We start from the raw sequence: 16,756 nt of genomic DNA, 5'->3' as shown, positions 1-16,756 counted from the left end.
TCCGCTTCACGGATCAGGGATGGCCGACGCCCACATCGCCTATGTCGCGACCGCGGGAGCTGCGGGTCTTGCGCTGGCGCTCAGCGCCTGGGCGGCACGGCTGCGTGGACAACTGGCCACACGGGCGCTGAAGGCCGAGGCCGATCTGGCTACGGCGCATGTCGATCTGGCCGACCGCGACGGGGCCCTGGCCGCCTTCGAGGATGTCCGCCTGGCCCTGACGCCTGACGGCCAGACACGACGCCTGGGGTCCGAAATGGCCTGGCGGGCCATCGTCTCCGAACTGGCACTGGAAACCCCGGCCCCCGATACCGATCCGGCCCTGATCGTTCTGGACGCCGTGCGGCGGATAGAGGCCGAACGTGTCGATGCTCTCATAGAGCGCGGCGAGGCGTTCGACGGCGTACTTGAAGGCGCGACGGCAGCCTGGACCGTAGAAGGGCGATCATCCGCCGGTGCGGCATGGCTTCGTCTGTCTCGCCTCGCCCTGGTAGGCACGGCGGCCGAAAGCGGACTGGGCCTGCTGGCCGAAGCCTACCCGGCCCCCACATGGATCACCGACGCCTCGGGCAAGCTGGCATGGGCCAACAAGGCATGGCTGGCGGAGCTCAAGGCCGAGAGTCTGGACGCCGCGCGTGAACAGGGACTGAGCTTTGATCGAGGGGCCGATGCCATCGTCGCCGAGGCCGCTCGCCTGCGCCAGCATCAGGAAGGCTTTCGCTGGACCACGGGCGACGGCCGCCGTCGGGCCTGGCGCATCGTGGCCGAACCGGTGCAGGGCGGGGCGGGCGCGGTCCTGGCCTTCGCCCTGGACATGACCGAGGCAGAAGAGACGCGCGACACCCTGCGCCGCCACGTCGAGGCGCACGACGAGACCCTGAACCATCTGGCCGACGCCGTGGCCATCTTCGGGCCCGGCAAACGGCTGGCGTTTCACAACACCGCCTTCCAGCAGCTGTTCAACATCGATCCGGCCTGGCTGGACGAGCGGCCGACCCATGCCGAACTGCTGGACGCCCTGCGCCAGCGCCGCCAGCTGCCCGAGGTCATCGACTACGCCGGCTGGAAGGCGAACGAGCTGGAGTTCTACGGGGCCGCTGAGGCTGCACCGGACGACAGCTGGTCGCTGCCGGACGGGCGCACCCTTCGCATCGTGCGCCAACCCCACCCGCTGGGCGGGGTGCTGTTGCTGTTTTCGGACATCACCGACGAACTCAAACTGCGCAGCCGTTTCAATGCCCAGATCCAGGTCCAGACCGCCACCCTGGACAAGCTGAACGACGCCGTCGCGGTGTTCGGATCCGACGGCCGGATCCGGCTGCATAACGAGGCCTTCGAGGCCTTCTGGGGCCTGCGTGCGGATCAGCTGGAAACAGCCGGCGTGTTCGACGCCATCGCCGCCCTGTGCCAGCAGACCATGCCGGATCCCGCCCTGTGGCTGGGCCTGAAGGCCCGGGTCGCCGACCCCGATCCGGAAAGCCGCGTGCCGATCTCGGGCGAGGGACGCACACTCGACGGAAGGGTCGCCGCCTGGCAGACCCGGCCCCTGCCCGATGGCGCGACCCTGGTGGCTTTTTCCGATGTCACCGCACGGCGCGATCTGGAACAGGCACTGGCCGCCAAGGCAGCGGCCCTCGAGGAAAGCCAGGCCCTGAAACGCGAGTTCGTGGGCAGTGTGTCCTATGAGCTACGCACGCCGCTGACGACCATCGTCGGCTATTCCGAACTGCTGGAAACCATGGGCGACCTGCCCGAGCGCAGCCGCCAGCATGCCGGGGCCATCCGTATCGCCGCCAGTCAGCTGGCGCGCTCCATCGACGACGTGCTGGACATGAGCCAGATCGACGCCGGCGAGATGGAACTAACGCTGGGCGACATCCGCGTCTTCGACCTGCTGGACGAGGCGGCTTCGAAAGTCCGTGCACGGATCGAGGCGCGGGGCGCGACCCTGGCCGTCTCATGCCCGCCCGGACTGAAGCCGATCCGCGCCGACGCCAGTCGCATCGCCCAGTGCCTGGAGCATCTGCTGGACAACGCCACCCGCGCCGTGGCCGACGGCGGAGCCGTCACTCTCAGCGCCGAGGCCACTACTTCGGAAGTGCGAATCCGGGTCCAGGATACCGGGCGCGGCATCCCCTACCACCTGCAGGCCCACGTCTTCGATCGCTTCGTCCGGCGCGAGCGCGGCGGACCCGGCGTCGGCCTGGCGCTGGTCAAGGCCCTGGTCGAACTGCACGGCGGCTGGGCCGAGGTCGAGAGCGAGCCCGGCAAGGGGGCCGCCTTCATCCTGCACCTGCCGCTGGAGGCGACGGTGGCCGCGGCCGCACCGGAGTTGCGGCTAGGTTCTAGGGATTAGGGATTAGGTGCTAGGGAAGCGTAGAAGCCAGAGTCCGCAGTCCTCCCTAGACCCTAACCCCTAGCCCCTAGCCCCTAGCCCCTAGCCCCTATGAAACCCCTCAAGACCGCCCTGATCTACGACTTCGACGGCACCCTCGCGCGCGGCAACATGCAGGAGGTCAGCTTCATCCCGTCCATCGGCATGGACATCGGGGCTTTCTGGGCCGAGGCCGAGGCTCTGACCCAGGCCGCCGATGCCGACGGCATACTGATGTATATGCAGCTGATGCTGCGCCATGCGCGCGACAACGGCGCGCCGATCACGCGCGAAACCCTGGCCGAGCAGGGGCGCGAGGTCGCGCTGTTCGAGGGCCTGAAGGACCTGTCCTGGTTCGACCGGATGAATGCCTTCGGGGCGCAATACGGCCTGGACATCGAGCACTACATCATCTCCGCGGGGCTGGAGGAGATGATCGAGGGCACGCCGATCCGGCCCGCCCTGACCCACGTCTTCGCCTCCCACTATGTCTACGACGAGAACGGTGAGGCCGCCTGGCCCGCCGTCGGGGTCAACTACACGACCAAGACCCAGTACCTGTTCCGCATCAACAAGGGCGTGAACAATCACTGGGAGAACGAGCGGATCAACCATTTCATCCCGGACGAAGACCGCCGCGTTCCTTTCGACCGGATGATCTTCCTGGGCGACGGCGACACCGACGTGCCGACCATGAAGATGATGCACACCAAGGGCGGCTTCTCGATCGCCGTCTATGATCCCCGTTCGAACGAGAAGGACCAGAAGAAGGTCTATTCCCTGATCTCCGAGGACCGCGTCAACTTCGTCGCCGCCGCCGACTACCGCGAGGGCACCGCCCTGGACCTGATCGTCAAGGGCCTGATCGGCCGCATCGCCATCAACTCCGGAACCATGCCTGCCGGGCTTTGATTGGCCAGCGACCGTGACAATCAGGCCAGGGAACGACGCGCCTGCCTTCGCGCTATGCGTGGCGATTGATCAGCCCTGGAAACATTCATGACAGCCTGCCAGCCTGATGGAGCAGAGACACCGGCTCTGCGATCCGCCGATTTCGATACACCCGCTGTCGTCCTGGCCGGAACCGTGGATTATGCCATGTACGATCGGTTCCTCAGCCAGATGGCCGGGGCTCCGCGCGAGGGGCTGGTCGTCGTCGCCCTGTCGACCCTGGGAGGCGATCCGGAAGTGGCCCGCATCATGGGAGAGGACATCCGGTTCCAGAGCGAGATCAGGCCGCAACGTCGGCTGGTCTTCCTGGGGCGCACCGCCATCTATTCGGCGGGTGCCACCTTCATGAGCTTCTTCGCGCGCCAGAACCGCTATCTCACACGCGGAACGCGGCTGATGATCCACGAACGGAAGCTGGACAAGGCGCTGGAGATTTCCGGGCCGCTGACGACCTGCGTGGCATCGGTAAAGGCCATGCTGCACGAGATCGAACACTCGATCACCATCCAGAACGAAGGCTTCGAAAATCTGATCCTGGGGTCGCAGGTGACCATGGACGAGGTCCTGCAACGGGCCCCGTCCAACTGGTATCTGGAGGCCGAGGACGCACGACAGCGTGGACTGATCGAAGGGGTGCTCTAAGGTAGGGTTAATGACGGACGCAACCTCAGACCCATTGAGCCTTTTGACGATCCGGCCATATCTGTCTTGCTACGGACCCTGAATGTCGAACCCGCTGCCGATCCTGCGCTATTCGACCGAAGAATTCCCGCCGGAAGAGCGGTACGCAAGATGGTATCTGCGGGACTGGCCGCGCCAGCGCCCGATCTACCGCACCCAGCCCACAGAGCCGTTCAACACCACCTGGGAAACGACCCAGCTGGGCCCGATCATCTTTGCCGTCGCCACCATCACGGCCATGCGGTGGGAACGGCATATCCAGGACATTCGCGACTCCGACTTCGATCCCATCATCCTGAACCTGATGGTGCGGGGCGAGGCGCAGGGCCAGATCGACGGCCTGCCTTTTCATGAAACCGCCGGCATGGGCCATTTTCACGACCTGTCGTTGCCATCCCTGCACATGTCGACCGGCAGCTTTACCTACAGCATCATCATGCCGCGTCCGGTGGCCGAGGCCTGGTTTGCGCCCCTGCACGACCTTCGGGCCCTGGTCCTGACCGTCGATCAGGCCGCCTTGCTGATCGGCTTCTGCGAACAGGTCTACAGGGCCATGCCGACCCTGACCCAGGCCCAGGCGGAGCCTCTGGGGCGGAGCTTTCTGGAGCTCATCACCACCGTGCTGAAAGCGGCCCGACCCTCGACGACCCCCCTGATCAGTGCCGATGAGGCGCTGCACCTGCGGGCATCGGAAGAGATCGAGCGGCGCTTGGTCGAGGGGGATGTCGGGGTCGAGGCCCTTTGCAAGGCGCTGGGCGTATCGCGCGCCCGCCTGTTCGCGGCCTTCCACAAGGATGGCGGAGTCCAGGCCTTTGTCCTGACCCGTCGGCTGGACAGGGCCCGCGCGGCCCTGGTCGACATCTATCGACACGAGACCATCGGCACCATCGCCCACAGGCTGGGCTTCAGCGACGCGGCCCACCTCAGCCGCGCCTTCCGCGCCCGCTACGGCATGACCCCGCGCGAGTACCGCCAGCTTGTGGCCACCAATCTACAGGTGATGCGCACGGGTGCGGCCCCTGAACGCTGATACAAGATTCAGCGACGGTCGTCCTAACGGGCGCGCAAGCGCGGGTGTATCGGCAAAATGCGTTCAGGACTGAGCGGCGAGGTCACGGTCCGGGGCGACCGGTGGCGCGCCCCTATCCCGGCGCTGGAGGTCGAGGGGATTTCCATCGTGGACGGGGCAGGTGCATCCAGTTGGAGGCTACGCCGATGTCGGATCGGGCAGGGCTCGATCCGACCTTCCACGGCTCGAACGGGAAAGGAGGGGACCATGGCGACGATCAGAAAACAGGGCATCGGTCACAACCCGCCCATCAACACCCACATCGGCGAGGACAAGAGCTTCGGCCGCGCGTCCCGGCTGTTGACCGCCCCGCGCAAGCCCGGCCTGAACCCGCACAACGCCGTCGCCTGTGACGATCCTGTCGTCGATGCCGACGCGCTCTCCGCACCGAAACATTTCCAGACGGCCGGCCAGACACGCCACTAGTGCGAAATCGGCTGTGTGGGACGCAGTCCAACTCGGCTCAGACTTCACTCCAACCTTTATCCGTCAGACAGCCTCTAGCGACCGCCCGATCGCATCCAGGCCGCCCGCGCCGCCGCAAGTCGCGACGGCACCAGCCCGCGCAGGGACGTGCGGACGCCTTCCTTCATTCCGGCTTCCACGCCCTTGCTCCACACCACTTCGGCCTCGATGGCGATGGCCTGTTCCAGATCCACCACGATGACCCGCGCCGGCAGGGACAAGGCCCGGTCCATGCGGATTTTCATCCCGCGTGGGGATCGATCCACGATCAGGCATGAAAGCTCCACCGACGGCGCGACGATCAGGGCGCGACTGTGCGCCGACCTGCGCGGCTCGAACCGCCGCTCGGGTGTCTGGGTCAGTGCTGGTTCTCGGGCAGGCGCACGATCAGGCCGTCCAGATCGTCCCTGACCCGGATCTGGCAGGACAGACGGCTGTTGGGCTGAACGTTCTCGGCGAAGTCCAGCATGGATTCCTCCATCGCCGACGGTCGGCCCGTTTCGACGGCGAAGGCCTCGTCGACATAGACATGGCATGTCGCGCAGGCGCAGGCCCCGCCGCAGTCCGCGTCGATCCCTGGCACATTGTTCCGGATCGCGCCCTCCATGACGGACAGCCCGGTCTTGACCTCCACGACATGCTCGCGGCCGTCGTGCTCGATATAGGTGATCTTGGCCATCAGCCCTCAGGTAGCGAAGCGATAGGGCACCACAACACGACTACGCCGCCTGCTTCTTGCGTCCCGGGGCGACCATCAGTTTCTTTGTTTCGGCGATGGCCTTTGCGGGGTTCAGGCCCTTGGGGCAGACCTGGGCGCAGTTCATGATGGTGTGGCAGCGGTAGAGCTTGAACGGGTCCTCGAGGTCGTCCAGCCGCTTGTCCGTCGCGTCATCGCGGCTGTCTGCGATCCAGCGGTAGGACTGAAGCAGGGCCGCCGGGCCCAGATACTCCGTCTGGTTCCACCAGTAGCTGGGGCAGGAGGTCGAGCAGCAGGCGCACAGGATGCACTCATACAGGCCGTCCAGCTTGGCCCGATCCTCGGGCAGCTGAATACGCTCCGTCTCCGGGTCCGGCTCGTCGGACTGGAGATAGGGCTGGATGCTGTCGTACTGGGCGTAGAACAGCGTCAGGTCCGTCACCAGGTCCTTGACCACCGGCTGGTGCGGCAGGGGGGCGATGGAGATGTTATGTGACGAACACTCGTCCCAACCCTTGGTGCAAGCCAGGGTGTTGCGGCCGTCGATGTTCATCGAGCAGGAGCCGCAGATGCCCTCGCGGCACGACCGGCGGAAGGCCAGGGTCGGGTCGATCTCGTTCTTGATGTGGATCAGGGCGTCCAGCAGCATGGGGCCGTGGTCGTCCGACGACACCTCGAACGTGTCCCAGCGCGGGTCGGCATCGACCTCGGGGTCATAACGATAGACCTTGTAGGTCTTGACGTTCTTGGCACCGGCCGGGGCCTTGTGAACCTTGCCGGTGGAGGGCTTCGACCCGCGGGGGAGAGTAAGCTGGACCATCTTCAGTACACCCTTGTCTTGGGCTCGATGTAGGCGATGTCGTCCGACATCGTGTAGTTGTGGACCGGACGGTAGTCGATCTTCACCGCCTCGCCCGGGACCTTCCAGGACAGGGTGTGCTTCATCCAGTTGGCGTCGTCGCGGTCCGGATAATCCTCGCGGGCATGGGCCCCGCGCGACTCCGTGCGGTTCAGCGCGCTTTCGATAGTGACCAGGGCCTGGTCGATCAGATTGTCGTATTCCAGCGTCTCGACCAGGTCGGTGTTCCAGATCAGGCCGCGATCGGTGGTCTTGATGTCGGCCCCCTGCGCATGGATGGCGCGCAGCTTGGCGGTGCCTTCCTCCAGCGTCTTGCCGGTGCGGAAGACGGCGGCGTCGGACTGCATGGCGCGCTGCATCTCGATGCGCAGCTTCGCGGTCGGGGTCGAGCCATTGGCATGGCGGAACCGGTCCATCCGCGCCAGGTGTTCGTCCGTTGTCGAGGCCGGGGCGTCGGGTACCTTTGACGCCTTGTCCACCACCTCGCCCGCGCGGAGACCTGCGGCACGGCCGAACACGACCAGGTCGGTCAGGCTGTTGGAACCCAGGCGGTTGGCCCCGTGCACGGACACGCAGGCCGCCTCGCCCACGGCCATCAGTCCGGGCACGACGGTGTCGGCATTGTCGCCGACTTTGGTCAGGACCTCGCCGTGATAGTTCGTGGGGATGCCGCCCATATTGTAGTGGACGGTCGGCAGGACCGGGATCGGGGCCTTGGTCACATCCACGCCCGCAAAGATCTTGGCGCTCTCGGAAATGCCCGGCAGGCGCTGGTGCAAGACCTTGGGATCCAGGTGATCGAGGTGCAGGAAGATGTGGTCCTTGTTCGGACCCACGCCGCGCCCCTCGCGGATCTCGATGGTCATGGAGCGCGAGACCATGTCGCGCGGGGCCAGGTCCTTCACGGTGGGCGCATAGCGTTCCATGAAGCGCTCGCCCTCGGAGTTGGTCAGATAACCGCCCTCGCCGCGCGCGCCCTCGGTAATCAGGCAACCGGCACCATAGATGCCGGTCGGGTGGAACTGGACGAACTCCATGTCCTGCAGCGGCAGTCCGGCACGCAGCACCATGGCATTGCCGTCGCCGGTGCAGGTGTGGGCGCTGGTCGCCGAGAAATAGGCGCGGCCGTAACCGCCGGTGGCCAGGATCACCAGCTTGGCGCGGAAGCGGTGCAGGGTGCCGTCGTCCAGCTTCAGCGCCGTCAGGCCGGTGCAGACGCCGTCCTGCATGATCAGGTCCAGGCCGAAATATTCGACGAAGAACTCGACCTCCCGCCGGACCGACTGACCATAGAGGGTGTGCAGGATGGCGTGGCCGGTGCGGTCGGCGGCGGCGCAGGTGCGCTGCACCGGGCCTTCGCCGAAGTTGCGGGTCATGCCGCCGAAAGCGCGCTGATAGATCTTGCCTTCATCGGTCCGGCTGAACGGCACACCCCAGTGCTCCAGTTCATAAACGGCCTTGGGCGCATTGCGGACCAGGTATTCGATCGCGTCCTGATCGCCCAGCCAGTCCGACCCCTTGACGGTGTCGTACATGTGCCATTGCCAGCTGTCCTCGCCCATGTTGCCGAGTGAGGCGGAGATGCCGCCCTGAGCTGCCACGGTGTGCGAGCGGGTCGGGAAGACCTTAGTCACGCAGGCGACCTTCAGGCCTTGCTGGGCGGCCCCCAGCGCGGCGCGCAGGCCCGAGCCCCCGGCCCCCAGGACGACGACGTCATATTCGTGATCGACGAATTCGTATGCGGTCACGCGGTCAGACTCCGAAACCAGCCGGCAGCGGCGCTGAACCTAGCGCCAGCCGCACAATGAAGAAGACGCTGGCAGCGGCCAGCGCGAAACAGATCAGGTTCACCAGCCCAATCAGCAAGCCCTTGGTGCCCGGCTTGTGGATGTAGTCCTCGATGATGACCTTCCACGCCAGGCTGGCGAAGCCGAAGAAGACCACGGCCGTCACCCCTGCAAGGAGGGCGTTCAGCGGGCTGGAGAACCAGGCCGTGACCGCCTCGTAGTCGGCACCGGCCAGGGTGAAGGCGCTCGACGCGACCCAGAGGCCCAGCGGCATCAGCAGCAGCAATGCCACCCGCTCGGTGGCCCATTCGCCTGCGCCGTGGTGCTCGGAGACGCGTACGCCGTTTCTGTATGTAGCGCGACCGCTCACAGCGACACCCTCCCGGTGGAGAACAGGACGACCCAGAACAGCACCGCCAGCGGCACCGGCCCCCAGACCGCGATATTGGACAGCAGGTCGGCAGGCTTGATCTGCAGACCATTGCCCGTGTCGTTGATCAGATGGCGTCCCCCGTTCAGCAGCAGGGAGAACAGCACCACAGTCAGGCCAAAGCCAATGATCAGACCGATAAGCGAACCGGCGAAGGCGGCCGCACCATCGAAGGCGTCCGGGCCAAACGCCACCGCCGCCAGCCACGCCACCAGGAACACGGCCCCGACGCTGGCTGCGCCGATGGTGACGCGGAACAGGATGGAGGCGGTCATGGTCACGTGCCAGCGCCATACCTGCAGGTGTGGCGACAGCGGACGCGGTCGGCCGTTGGGCTGGATCACCAGGCGGCCGGTCTGATCATCAGAAGGGTCGTTGCTGGGGTCGCCCGTCAGGGGGGAGCTTGACATGCGAACGGTTCTCAAAAAAGCCGTGAAAATTCAGGCACGGAATGCCGGTGAACAGGCTTTAGTCAGCAGGGGACCGGGGGTCAACGCACCAGACCGTCGCGGGGTGATCACTGATCGCTCAGGCGTTCCGGCTGAGAGCCTCGATTAGGGTTTCGAGCAGACCGGGATCCCATCGCTCCGCTGACCCCCGCCCCCACACCGGATCGGGCCAGACCGGGTCGTCAGAACGACGACCGATAATGTGGACATGCAACTGCGCCGTCACATTGCCCAGGGCCGCGACGTTCAGCTTCTGGACGGGCCGCTCGAGACGATGCCCCAGATCGCGGACGATAGTTCCAGCGCGAATAACCTCCTGCATCATCAGAGCCAAATCGGACGGCTCCAGCTGATCCAGCTCGGTCAGACCGGCCCGGCGCGGGATCAGGATCAGCCACGGAAACCGCGCGTCATCCTGCAACCGCACCTGACAGAGCGGCCAGTCGGCAGCCAACACTGAACCAGCCTCGAATGCCGGATCGGCGAGAAACTCGGACTCGATGCCCATCAGTTCAGGGCGTAGACGACGCAGGCCTGATCGCTCAGTTCCCGCAGCGGCGGTTGCAGCGCGAGGGTTGCGGCCTCGATCTGGTCTTCCGACGGCGCGAGGCGCGACCCCGTAGCCATGACGGGGGCCGGGGCGGCAGGCGGCGGTGGCGGGACGTAGGCGGCCTCCATGGCGGCATAGGCCACATCCGTGGCCTGCGACGCGCCTCCACCATACGATGGCCAACCGGCCAGCACATCAGTCTCGCAAGCGCGCCCAGTGGGATCGATCACGCGCACACCTCCCAGGGTCGCGCCGGCGTTCGAAGCGGCTTCGCGCGCACGCCGGGCGGCGTCCTTGACCGCTTCGGCCTGCAGCCAGGTCTTGGTCGCGTTGTCAGGCTGCAGGTTGAAGTTGACCGGACTGATCGAGGTCGGCTGGGACGCCACGACGGTGGCGTAGACCCGCTCCAGCACGCGCACGTCGCGCAGCGTCACGCTGACATTCGCTTGGGCCTCATAGCGTTCGATGCGGTCGGCCCGGACGTTGTCGCGCAGGTTGCCGGCCTCGTCGCGGTACTGATCGTACAGAGGACGGGTGGACACCGTCGTCTCAACCCGCACGACATCGACCCCGTAGGCCGCCAGGGCCTGGCTGAGGGCGCGGACCTGATCGGCGGCCTTGCGCGAGGCCTCGGCGGCGGTGCGTTCGACCGACTGGAAGCTGGCCCCAAAGGCGGCGCGGTTGGCCGTGACCTCGGTGCGGACATAGCCAACCGAGGCGATGACCGGATCGCGCATCCACCAGGGGGCCGGGACGTAGCGATCGCCAATGGTCGCCGGAGGAGTCTGGGCCTGGGCGGTGCCGGCCACGATGATCGGCGCAGCAACAGACAAGGCGGTCAGGGCAGCGAGAAGGTATTGCATGGGAAAATCTCCGGTGTGGTCGAACACTGGCCCGAGGATGCCCAATGGTAAAGGTATCGGAAGACTATCGTCAGACTTGGTCAGGCTATGATGGCTATAGAAATTACTGATCGAGATAACGCTCTGGAACGATTGACTTTGTGCAGCGCAACGCTCATTTCGCACCTGCAAACGGCGCTCCCCCGCCGTCCCCAATCACAATCATCGTTTCAGGAGCACCCTATGCTGGGCGTCGGTCAAAAACTGCCGGAATTCAAAATCATCGGCGTCAAGCCGGGCTTCAACAGCCACGAAGAGAACGGCGTGTCCGCTTTCGAAGCGGTCACCCAGGACAGCTTTGAGGGCAAGTGGAAGGTGATCTTCTTCTACCCCAAGGACTTCACCTTCGTCTGCCCGACCGAGATCGCCGAGTTCGCCTCGCTGGCGCGTGATTTCGACGACCGTGACACCGTCGTCCTGGGCGGCTCGACCGACAACGAGTTCGTCAAACTGGCCTGGCGCCGCGACCATGCCGACCTGAACAAGCTGCCGATCTGGCAGTTCGCCGACAACGGCGGCAAGTTCGCCCGCGACTTGGGCATCCTGGACGAAGCCGAAGGTGTGGCCCTGCGCGCCACCTTCGTCGTCGATCCGCACAACGTCGTGCAGCACGTCTATGTCACCAACCTGAACGTGGGCCGCGCCCCGGCGGACACCCTGCGCGTTGTCGACGCTCTGCAGACCGACGAGCTTTGCGCCTGCAACCGCCCCGTCGGCGGCGAGGTGCTGGCGGCCTAAGAAGTTGATGAGTGGCCAGTGACGAGTGGCTAGTGGCGGGTCACCCGCTGCGAACCGCAGCCACTGGCCGCTGATCGCCTCGCGAAATCTTCGGCTCAAGCAGCGAGACGCCGCGCGTCGAGCGATAGCCGACCCCTTTCCGAAGGAAAACGAATGTCTATCGACACCTTGCGCGACCTTATCCCGGCCTATGCCAAGGACATTTCGCTGAACCTGTCGTCGCTGGCCAATGAAAGCGTGCTGAACGACCAGCAGAAGTGGGGCACCTTCCTGGCCTCGGCCCATGCCGTCGGCGTCGCCCCCGTCGTGAAGGCGCTCGAAGCCCAGGCGGCGACCGTCCTGTCGCCAGAGGCCTTGAGCGCCGCCAAATCGGCCGCCGCCATCATGGGCATGAACAACATCTACTATCGCTCGCTGCACCTGATGAAGAACAACGAGTACACCACCCTGCCGGCGCGGCTGCGGATGAACGTGCTGGCCAATCCGGGCGTCGACAAGATGGACTTTGAACTGTGGTCCACCGCCGTCAGCGCCATCAATGGGTGCGGGGCCTGCCTGGACGCGCACGAAAGCGAGCTGCGCAAGCACGGCGTACCCAACACACAGATTCAGGCCGCCCTGCGCATCGGTGCCGTCGTCCACGCCGCCAGCCGGATCGTGGCGTCGGAAGCGGCGCTGGCCGGCTAGTCGAACGAAGAGGCCGGCCCGGCGAGTTCGGCCCGATGAATTAGCCGCTCGTGTTGACCTCGCATCACTGTATCGACGGCGTCGGCAAAGGCACCCAAGCCCGGGCCCTCGACCACGAAAACCACCACGACGCCTGTTTCGTCTTCCTCTAACAGCGCGTCGTTTTCGGGCCAGCTAAAGGTCAAGTCGGCGCGGGTGGTGCGGCCCTTGAGCGGGCCTAGTGGGGCATTGAGGGTCAGATGGTCGTCGTCAAATGCTGTGACCCGCCCATGCTCGAACATCGTACCGTCCGGCAAAGCCTCACAGAAGCAGCCGACCTCGGTGTCCAAAGTCAGGTTGGCCGCATCGCCGCTGTAGGTGTGAGCGCCATCCCACCATTCGTTGATGAGCGCGACGGCACCGAAGACGTCGCCACGGCCCACCCCGACGGATCCTGCGTAGCGCAGGGTGAAACTGTCAGGGGTGCGCGCCACGATTTCTGCGGATGCGGGGGCCGCCGTCAGGGACAGGGCGGCGGTGGCGATGAGGGTCTTGAGCATGGAAAATTCTCCCGCCGCCATAGGCCGACGACCGGAAACCGACGTCAAGCCGCAGCGAAGCTCAGCGGCGCGCCCCAGAACTGGCTGACACGTTCGCTCTGCGGGCCCGGCGTGCCTGTAGTCAGGAAGTCACGGCGGCCGCTCTGTCCAAGCTCGAATTCCGGGTGGTGCGCGAAATAGCGATCCAGGGCATCAGCCACCGCCTCGGGCTGATGGATGATCGGCGTGCCGTCGGGCAGGGCTGCCGCGAACAGCTCGGCCACGATCTCGTAGTGGGTGCAGCCCAGAATGGCCTTGTCCGGGTGACGGCCGATGCGGCGACGCAGGGCGTCGACATGGTCGTTGACGACCATCCTTAGCTCTTCGGTCGGCGCCCCCAGTTCGATCAGACCGGCCAGGCCGGGGCAGGGTTCGGAAAAGACCGCCAGATCCTCGCGCCGCTTGTCGATCTCGATCTCATAGACTCGGCTCATGGCCGTTGCCGCTGTGGAGAAGACGCCGGTTATCTCGATCGCCTGCTTCTTTTCGCCCTCGGCCCGGTCGCGCTCGCCCTCATAGGTCCAGGGCAGGCCGGTCGCCGCCTCGATGGTCGGCACGATGATGCCCAGCACATTGATCGGGCGACCATGCCGCGCTCTGGCCTCGGGCACCCATGTCTGCTGCAAGCGGCGCAGGGCGATGGCGCTGGCGGTATTGCAGGCCAGCACGATGACATTGGCCCCGGCCTCGAAAAGTCGCTCGCAGCCCGCGCGTGTCAGATCGACGATCTCCTCGCCGCCGCGCCCGCCATAGGGAGCGTTGGCCTGATCGGCCAAATAAACGAAGTCGCGGTCGGGGAACCGCCGCGTCAGTTCGCGGTGGACCGTCAGCCCACCTACACCAGAGTCGAATACGCCTATCGCCATGGCGCGGCTTTACCGTCGAGGCCGCGCGGCGTCCACGTTCAAGATTTCGACCGTGTCATGTGACACATCCGTCGCAAACGGCTTATGTAGGGTTCAGACCCCATGAAATACCGGAGCTTCTTATGCACAGACGCCAACTCCTTATCGCCGGGGGCAGCCTTCTGGCGCTGTCCGCCTGCGCCTCCAACGGCATGTCAATGACCGGCACCGACGCCCCCAGCGCGGCGTCCCTGGCCGAAGAAGCGCGCATCGCCCGTGCTGTCCTGCCGACCCAGACCCCGCGCGCGGAGCTGCTGCAGCCCTGGACCGGGCCGTATGACGGGGTGCCGCCGTGGGACAAGGTCACCGCGCCCAAGCTGCGCGAGGCGATGATCGAGGCCATGGATCTGGCGCGCGCCGATGTGGCCGCCGTCGCCAACAATCCCGAAGCCCCCACATTTGCCAACACCATGGTCGCCATGGAGTTGTGGGGCGCGCCGCTGGACCAGATCGTCAACATCTACAGCGTGATGACCGGCAACATCGGCGGCGAGGCCTATGATGCGGTGGACACGGAGATGTCGCCCCTGCTGTCGGCCTTCTTCGACGAGATCAACTTCAATGCGCCGCTGTTCCAGCGCGTGAAGACGGTCGCTGACAATGCCGATGCCATGGGCCTGAGCGCCCAGCAGAAGCGCCTGGCCGAGCGCAGCCGCGACAGCTTCATCCGCTCCGGTGCCAATCTGGACGCCGCCGGCAAGGCCGAGCTGGGCCGGATTAACACCGCCCTGTCCACCGCCTTCACCCGCTTCGGCCAGCGCGTCGTCGCCGACGAGAACACCTGGACGGTCATTCCGAACGAAGCCGGCGTCGCCGGCCTGCCCGCCTCGAACAAGGCCGCCGCTGCCGCGGCCGCCCGTTCGCGCAACCTTCAGGGCTGGGCCATCGTCAACACGCGCTCGGACGTCGATCCCTTCCTGACCTTCGCCGACGACCGTGCCCTGCGCGAGCAGGTCTGGCGCAAGTTCGTCAACCGCGGCGACAATGGCGACGCCAATGACACCAATGCGATCATTGCCGAGATCGTGGCCCTGCGTGACCAGCGCGCCAAGCTGCTGGGCTATCGCAACCATGCCGAACTGCGCATGCAGGACACCATGGCCAAGACGCCGGCTGCGGCCATGTCGCTGATGAACCGCGTCTGGGCTCCGGCCAAGGCGCGTGTGGCCGAAGAGGTCGCCGACATGAAGGCCCTGGCCGGTTTCGACATCGAACCCTGGGATTACCTCTACTTCGCCGAGAAGGTCCGCAAGGCCAAGTACGACCTGGATCAGAACGAGCTGAAGCCCTACTTCGAGCTGAATGCCGTGCGCGCCGGCTCTTTCGCCATGGCCGAGCGTCTGTACGGCTTCGAGTTCCGCCCGCTGGCCAAGGGCACGGTGCCGACCTTCCACCCCGACGTGGAGGTCTATGAGCTGTACGACAAGGCCAGCGGTCGCCTGATCGGCCTGTACTACGTCGACGACTACGCCCGTCCCGGCAAGCGTTCGGGCGCGTGGATGACCACCTACCGATCCTTCTCGACGCTGGATGGCTCCAAGGCGATCCTGGGCTCGAACAACAACAACTTCACCAAGGCCGAGCCCGGCCAGCCGGTTCTGATCTCGCTGGACGACGCCGAGACCCTGTTCCACGAGTTCGGGCACACCCTGCATTACTACAGCTCCAATGTGACCTATCCGTCGTATGGCAATACGCCCCGCGACTTCGTGGAGTATCCGTCACAGGTGCACGAGCACTGGGTGCTATCGCGTCCGATCCTGGACGGCTTCCTGAAGCACAATGAGACCGGCCAACCCATGCCCCAGGCGCTGGTGGACAAGGTTCAGGCCGCGTCTACCTTCAACCAGGGCTATGCCACGGTCAGCTATCTGTCCTCGGCCCTGGTGGACATGGACCTGCATACGCAGGCCACGCCGCCGACCGACATCGACGCCTTCGAGAAGGCCTCGCTGGAACGCTATGGCATGCCCAAGGAGATCGTGATGCGGCACCGCCTGCCGCAGTTCAATCACCTGTTCACCTCGGACGCCTATTCGGCGGGCTACTACAGCTATCTGTGGTCCGAAACGATGGACGCCGACACCTGGGCCTATTTCGAGGAGTCGGGCGACGTGTTCAATCCGGACATCGCCGGCCGCTTCAAGTCGATCATGCTGGCCCCGGGCAACACCACCGACCGCGCCGAGGCCTATCGCGCCTTCCGCGGACGCGACCCCGACGTGGCGGCACTGCTGAAGGTTCGGGGCTTCCCGACCAACTAAAGCCGATCAGACAGAAACAGGAATGGGCCCGGTGGAGCGATCCGCCGGGCCCCTTTTCTAGGCTCAGACTACGTTGGTGGCGCGACTGCGCGCGTAGTCGTGACGCCGGGCGACCGGCAAAGCCTCGATCAGATCATTGCGTACGGCGACACGACAGCGGTGAACCTGCAAGCCCACACCGCCTGCACAGGCCGAGCGGGCAGCCCGGTCGATGCGGCGGTCCAGAACGCCCGCTCCGGCGATAGTGGACAGGTCCAGATCACCGATGCGGACCTGAACGCGACCGTCGGCAAGGAGAGGCGACTGGGCCAGCGCAGGCGTAGCGACAGCAGCCAGAATCAGGACGGAGAGAGAGATAAGCGTCTTCATG

General features: G+C 65.6%; 19 protein-coding genes. 8 read left to right on the top strand and 11 right to left on the bottom strand.

All coding sequences use genetic code 11. From position 1 onward, the window contains the following. Positions 1-19 precede the first annotated feature (19 nt). The 5 genes from AC4PRM_RS05785 (at position 20) to AC4PRM_RS05765 (ending at position 5,501) form a co-directional block, all read left to right on the top strand. Positions 20-2,356 (top strand): sensor histidine kinase, encoded by a 2,337-nt coding sequence (locus tag AC4PRM_RS05785; protein WP_492039118.1) that lies wholly within the window; start codon positions 20-22, stop codon positions 2,354-2,356. A gap of 90 nt (positions 2,357-2,446) precedes the next feature. Continuing rightward, on the top strand, positions 2,447-3,286 hold the full coding sequence (locus tag AC4PRM_RS05780; protein WP_492039117.1) for a haloacid dehalogenase-like hydrolase: 840 nt from the start codon (positions 2,447-2,449) through the stop codon (positions 3,284-3,286). An 87-nt stretch (positions 3,287-3,373) separates the two neighbouring features. Next, positions 3,374-3,967: a peptidase S14 gene (locus AC4PRM_RS05775; protein ID WP_373256566.1), complete on the top strand. Its 594-nt coding sequence runs from the start codon at positions 3,374-3,376 to the stop codon at positions 3,965-3,967. A gap of 82 nt (positions 3,968-4,049) precedes the next feature. Next, positions 4,050-5,036, top strand: a complete 987-nt coding sequence (locus tag AC4PRM_RS05770; protein ID WP_492039116.1) for a helix-turn-helix transcriptional regulator — start codon at positions 4,050-4,052, stop codon at positions 5,034-5,036. 246 nt (positions 5,037-5,282) lie between these two features. Next, positions 5,283-5,501: a hypothetical protein gene (locus AC4PRM_RS05765; RefSeq protein ID WP_492039115.1), complete on the top strand. Its 219-nt coding sequence runs from the start codon at positions 5,283-5,285 to the stop codon at positions 5,499-5,501. Between the two features lie 74 nt (positions 5,502-5,575). Here the strand turns inward: AC4PRM_RS05765 and AC4PRM_RS05760 are convergent, their stop codons facing one another. The 8 genes from AC4PRM_RS05760 to AC4PRM_RS05725 all read right to left on the bottom strand — a co-directional run bounded on the left by AC4PRM_RS05760 (position 5,576) and on the right by AC4PRM_RS05725 (position 11,175). Continuing rightward, positions 5,576-5,902, bottom strand: a complete 327-nt coding sequence (locus AC4PRM_RS05760) for a PilZ domain-containing protein (RefSeq protein ID WP_487921688.1) — start codon at positions 5,900-5,902, stop codon at positions 5,576-5,578. Further along, complete coding sequence (locus AC4PRM_RS05755; RefSeq protein WP_492039114.1) at positions 5,899-6,219, bottom strand: 2Fe-2S iron-sulfur cluster-binding protein; 321 nt, start codon at positions 6,217-6,219, stop codon at positions 5,899-5,901. The genes AC4PRM_RS05760 and AC4PRM_RS05755 overlap by 4 nt, the downstream gene beginning before the upstream one ends. 40 nt (positions 6,220-6,259) lie before the next feature. Then, positions 6,260-7,057 carry a succinate dehydrogenase iron-sulfur subunit gene (locus AC4PRM_RS05750; protein ID WP_492039113.1) on the bottom strand — a complete coding sequence of 266 codons (798 nt, stop codon included), beginning with the start codon at positions 7,055-7,057 and terminating at the stop codon, positions 6,260-6,262. 2 nt (positions 7,058-7,059) lie between these two features. Next, on the bottom strand, positions 7,060-8,844 hold the full coding sequence (gene sdhA, locus AC4PRM_RS05745; protein WP_492039112.1) for a succinate dehydrogenase flavoprotein subunit: 1,785 nt from the start codon (positions 8,842-8,844) through the stop codon (positions 7,060-7,062). A gap of 4 nt (positions 8,845-8,848) precedes the next feature. Next, positions 8,849-9,253, bottom strand: coding sequence for a succinate dehydrogenase, hydrophobic membrane anchor protein (sdhD, locus tag AC4PRM_RS05740; RefSeq protein ID WP_492039111.1), 405 nt, complete (start codon positions 9,251-9,253; stop codon positions 8,849-8,851). Then, positions 9,250-9,723 (bottom strand): succinate dehydrogenase, cytochrome b556 subunit, encoded by a 474-nt coding sequence (gene sdhC / locus AC4PRM_RS05735; protein ID WP_373256576.1) that lies wholly within the window; start codon positions 9,721-9,723, stop codon positions 9,250-9,252. The genes sdhD and sdhC overlap by 4 nt, the downstream gene beginning before the upstream one ends. Before the next feature lie 118 nt (positions 9,724-9,841). Continuing rightward, positions 9,842-10,270 carry an HIT domain-containing protein gene (locus tag AC4PRM_RS05730; RefSeq protein WP_487921341.1) on the bottom strand — a complete coding sequence of 143 codons (429 nt, stop codon included), beginning with the start codon at positions 10,268-10,270 and terminating at the stop codon, positions 9,842-9,844. Further along, positions 10,270-11,175, bottom strand: a complete 906-nt coding sequence (locus AC4PRM_RS05725) for an SIMPL domain-containing protein (protein WP_492039110.1) — start codon at positions 11,173-11,175, stop codon at positions 10,270-10,272. The genes AC4PRM_RS05730 and AC4PRM_RS05725 overlap by 1 nt, the downstream gene beginning before the upstream one ends. A 222-nt stretch (positions 11,176-11,397) precedes the next feature. Here AC4PRM_RS05725 and AC4PRM_RS05720 point away from each other — a divergent pair, with 222 nt between their 5' ends. Both AC4PRM_RS05720 and ahpD read left to right on the top strand, forming a co-directional pair. Continuing rightward, positions 11,398-11,952: a peroxiredoxin gene (locus AC4PRM_RS05720; RefSeq protein ID WP_487921339.1), complete on the top strand. Its 555-nt coding sequence runs from the start codon at positions 11,398-11,400 to the stop codon at positions 11,950-11,952. Between the two features lie 153 nt (positions 11,953-12,105). Then, positions 12,106-12,639 carry an alkylhydroperoxidase, AhpD family gene (gene ahpD / locus AC4PRM_RS05715; RefSeq protein ID WP_492039109.1) on the top strand — a complete coding sequence of 178 codons (534 nt, stop codon included), beginning with the start codon at positions 12,106-12,108 and terminating at the stop codon, positions 12,637-12,639. Here ahpD and AC4PRM_RS05710 read toward each other — a convergent pair. Both AC4PRM_RS05710 and AC4PRM_RS05705 read right to left on the bottom strand, forming a co-directional pair. Beyond that, complete coding sequence (locus tag AC4PRM_RS05710; RefSeq protein WP_492039108.1) at positions 12,636-13,178, bottom strand: hypothetical protein; 543 nt, start codon at positions 13,176-13,178, stop codon at positions 12,636-12,638. The two genes, ahpD and AC4PRM_RS05710, sit on opposite strands and share 4 nt — an antisense overlap. 44 nt (positions 13,179-13,222) lie before the next feature. Then, positions 13,223-14,083: a glutamate racemase gene (locus tag AC4PRM_RS05705; protein WP_492039107.1), complete on the bottom strand. Its 861-nt coding sequence runs from the start codon at positions 14,081-14,083 to the stop codon at positions 13,223-13,225. Between the two features lie 122 nt (positions 14,084-14,205). Between AC4PRM_RS05705 and AC4PRM_RS05700 the strand changes: the two genes are divergently transcribed. Further along, positions 14,206-16,386, top strand: coding sequence for a M3 family metallopeptidase (locus AC4PRM_RS05700; RefSeq protein WP_492039106.1), 2,181 nt, complete (start codon positions 14,206-14,208; stop codon positions 16,384-16,386). 63 nt (positions 16,387-16,449) lie between these two features. On the opposite strand, the gene AC4PRM_RS05695 is transcribed toward AC4PRM_RS05700, so the two are convergent. Next, entirely contained in the window at positions 16,450-16,755 is a 306-nt protein-coding gene (locus tag AC4PRM_RS05695) for a UrcA family protein (RefSeq protein WP_492039105.1), read from the bottom strand. Position 16,756 lies beyond the last annotated feature (1 nt).

The organism is Brevundimonas sp. DW-iso22, from assembly GCF_058725425.1.
Note: the sequence above shows the minus strand (reverse complement) of the source record. Positions and strands in the feature narration are given on the sequence as shown.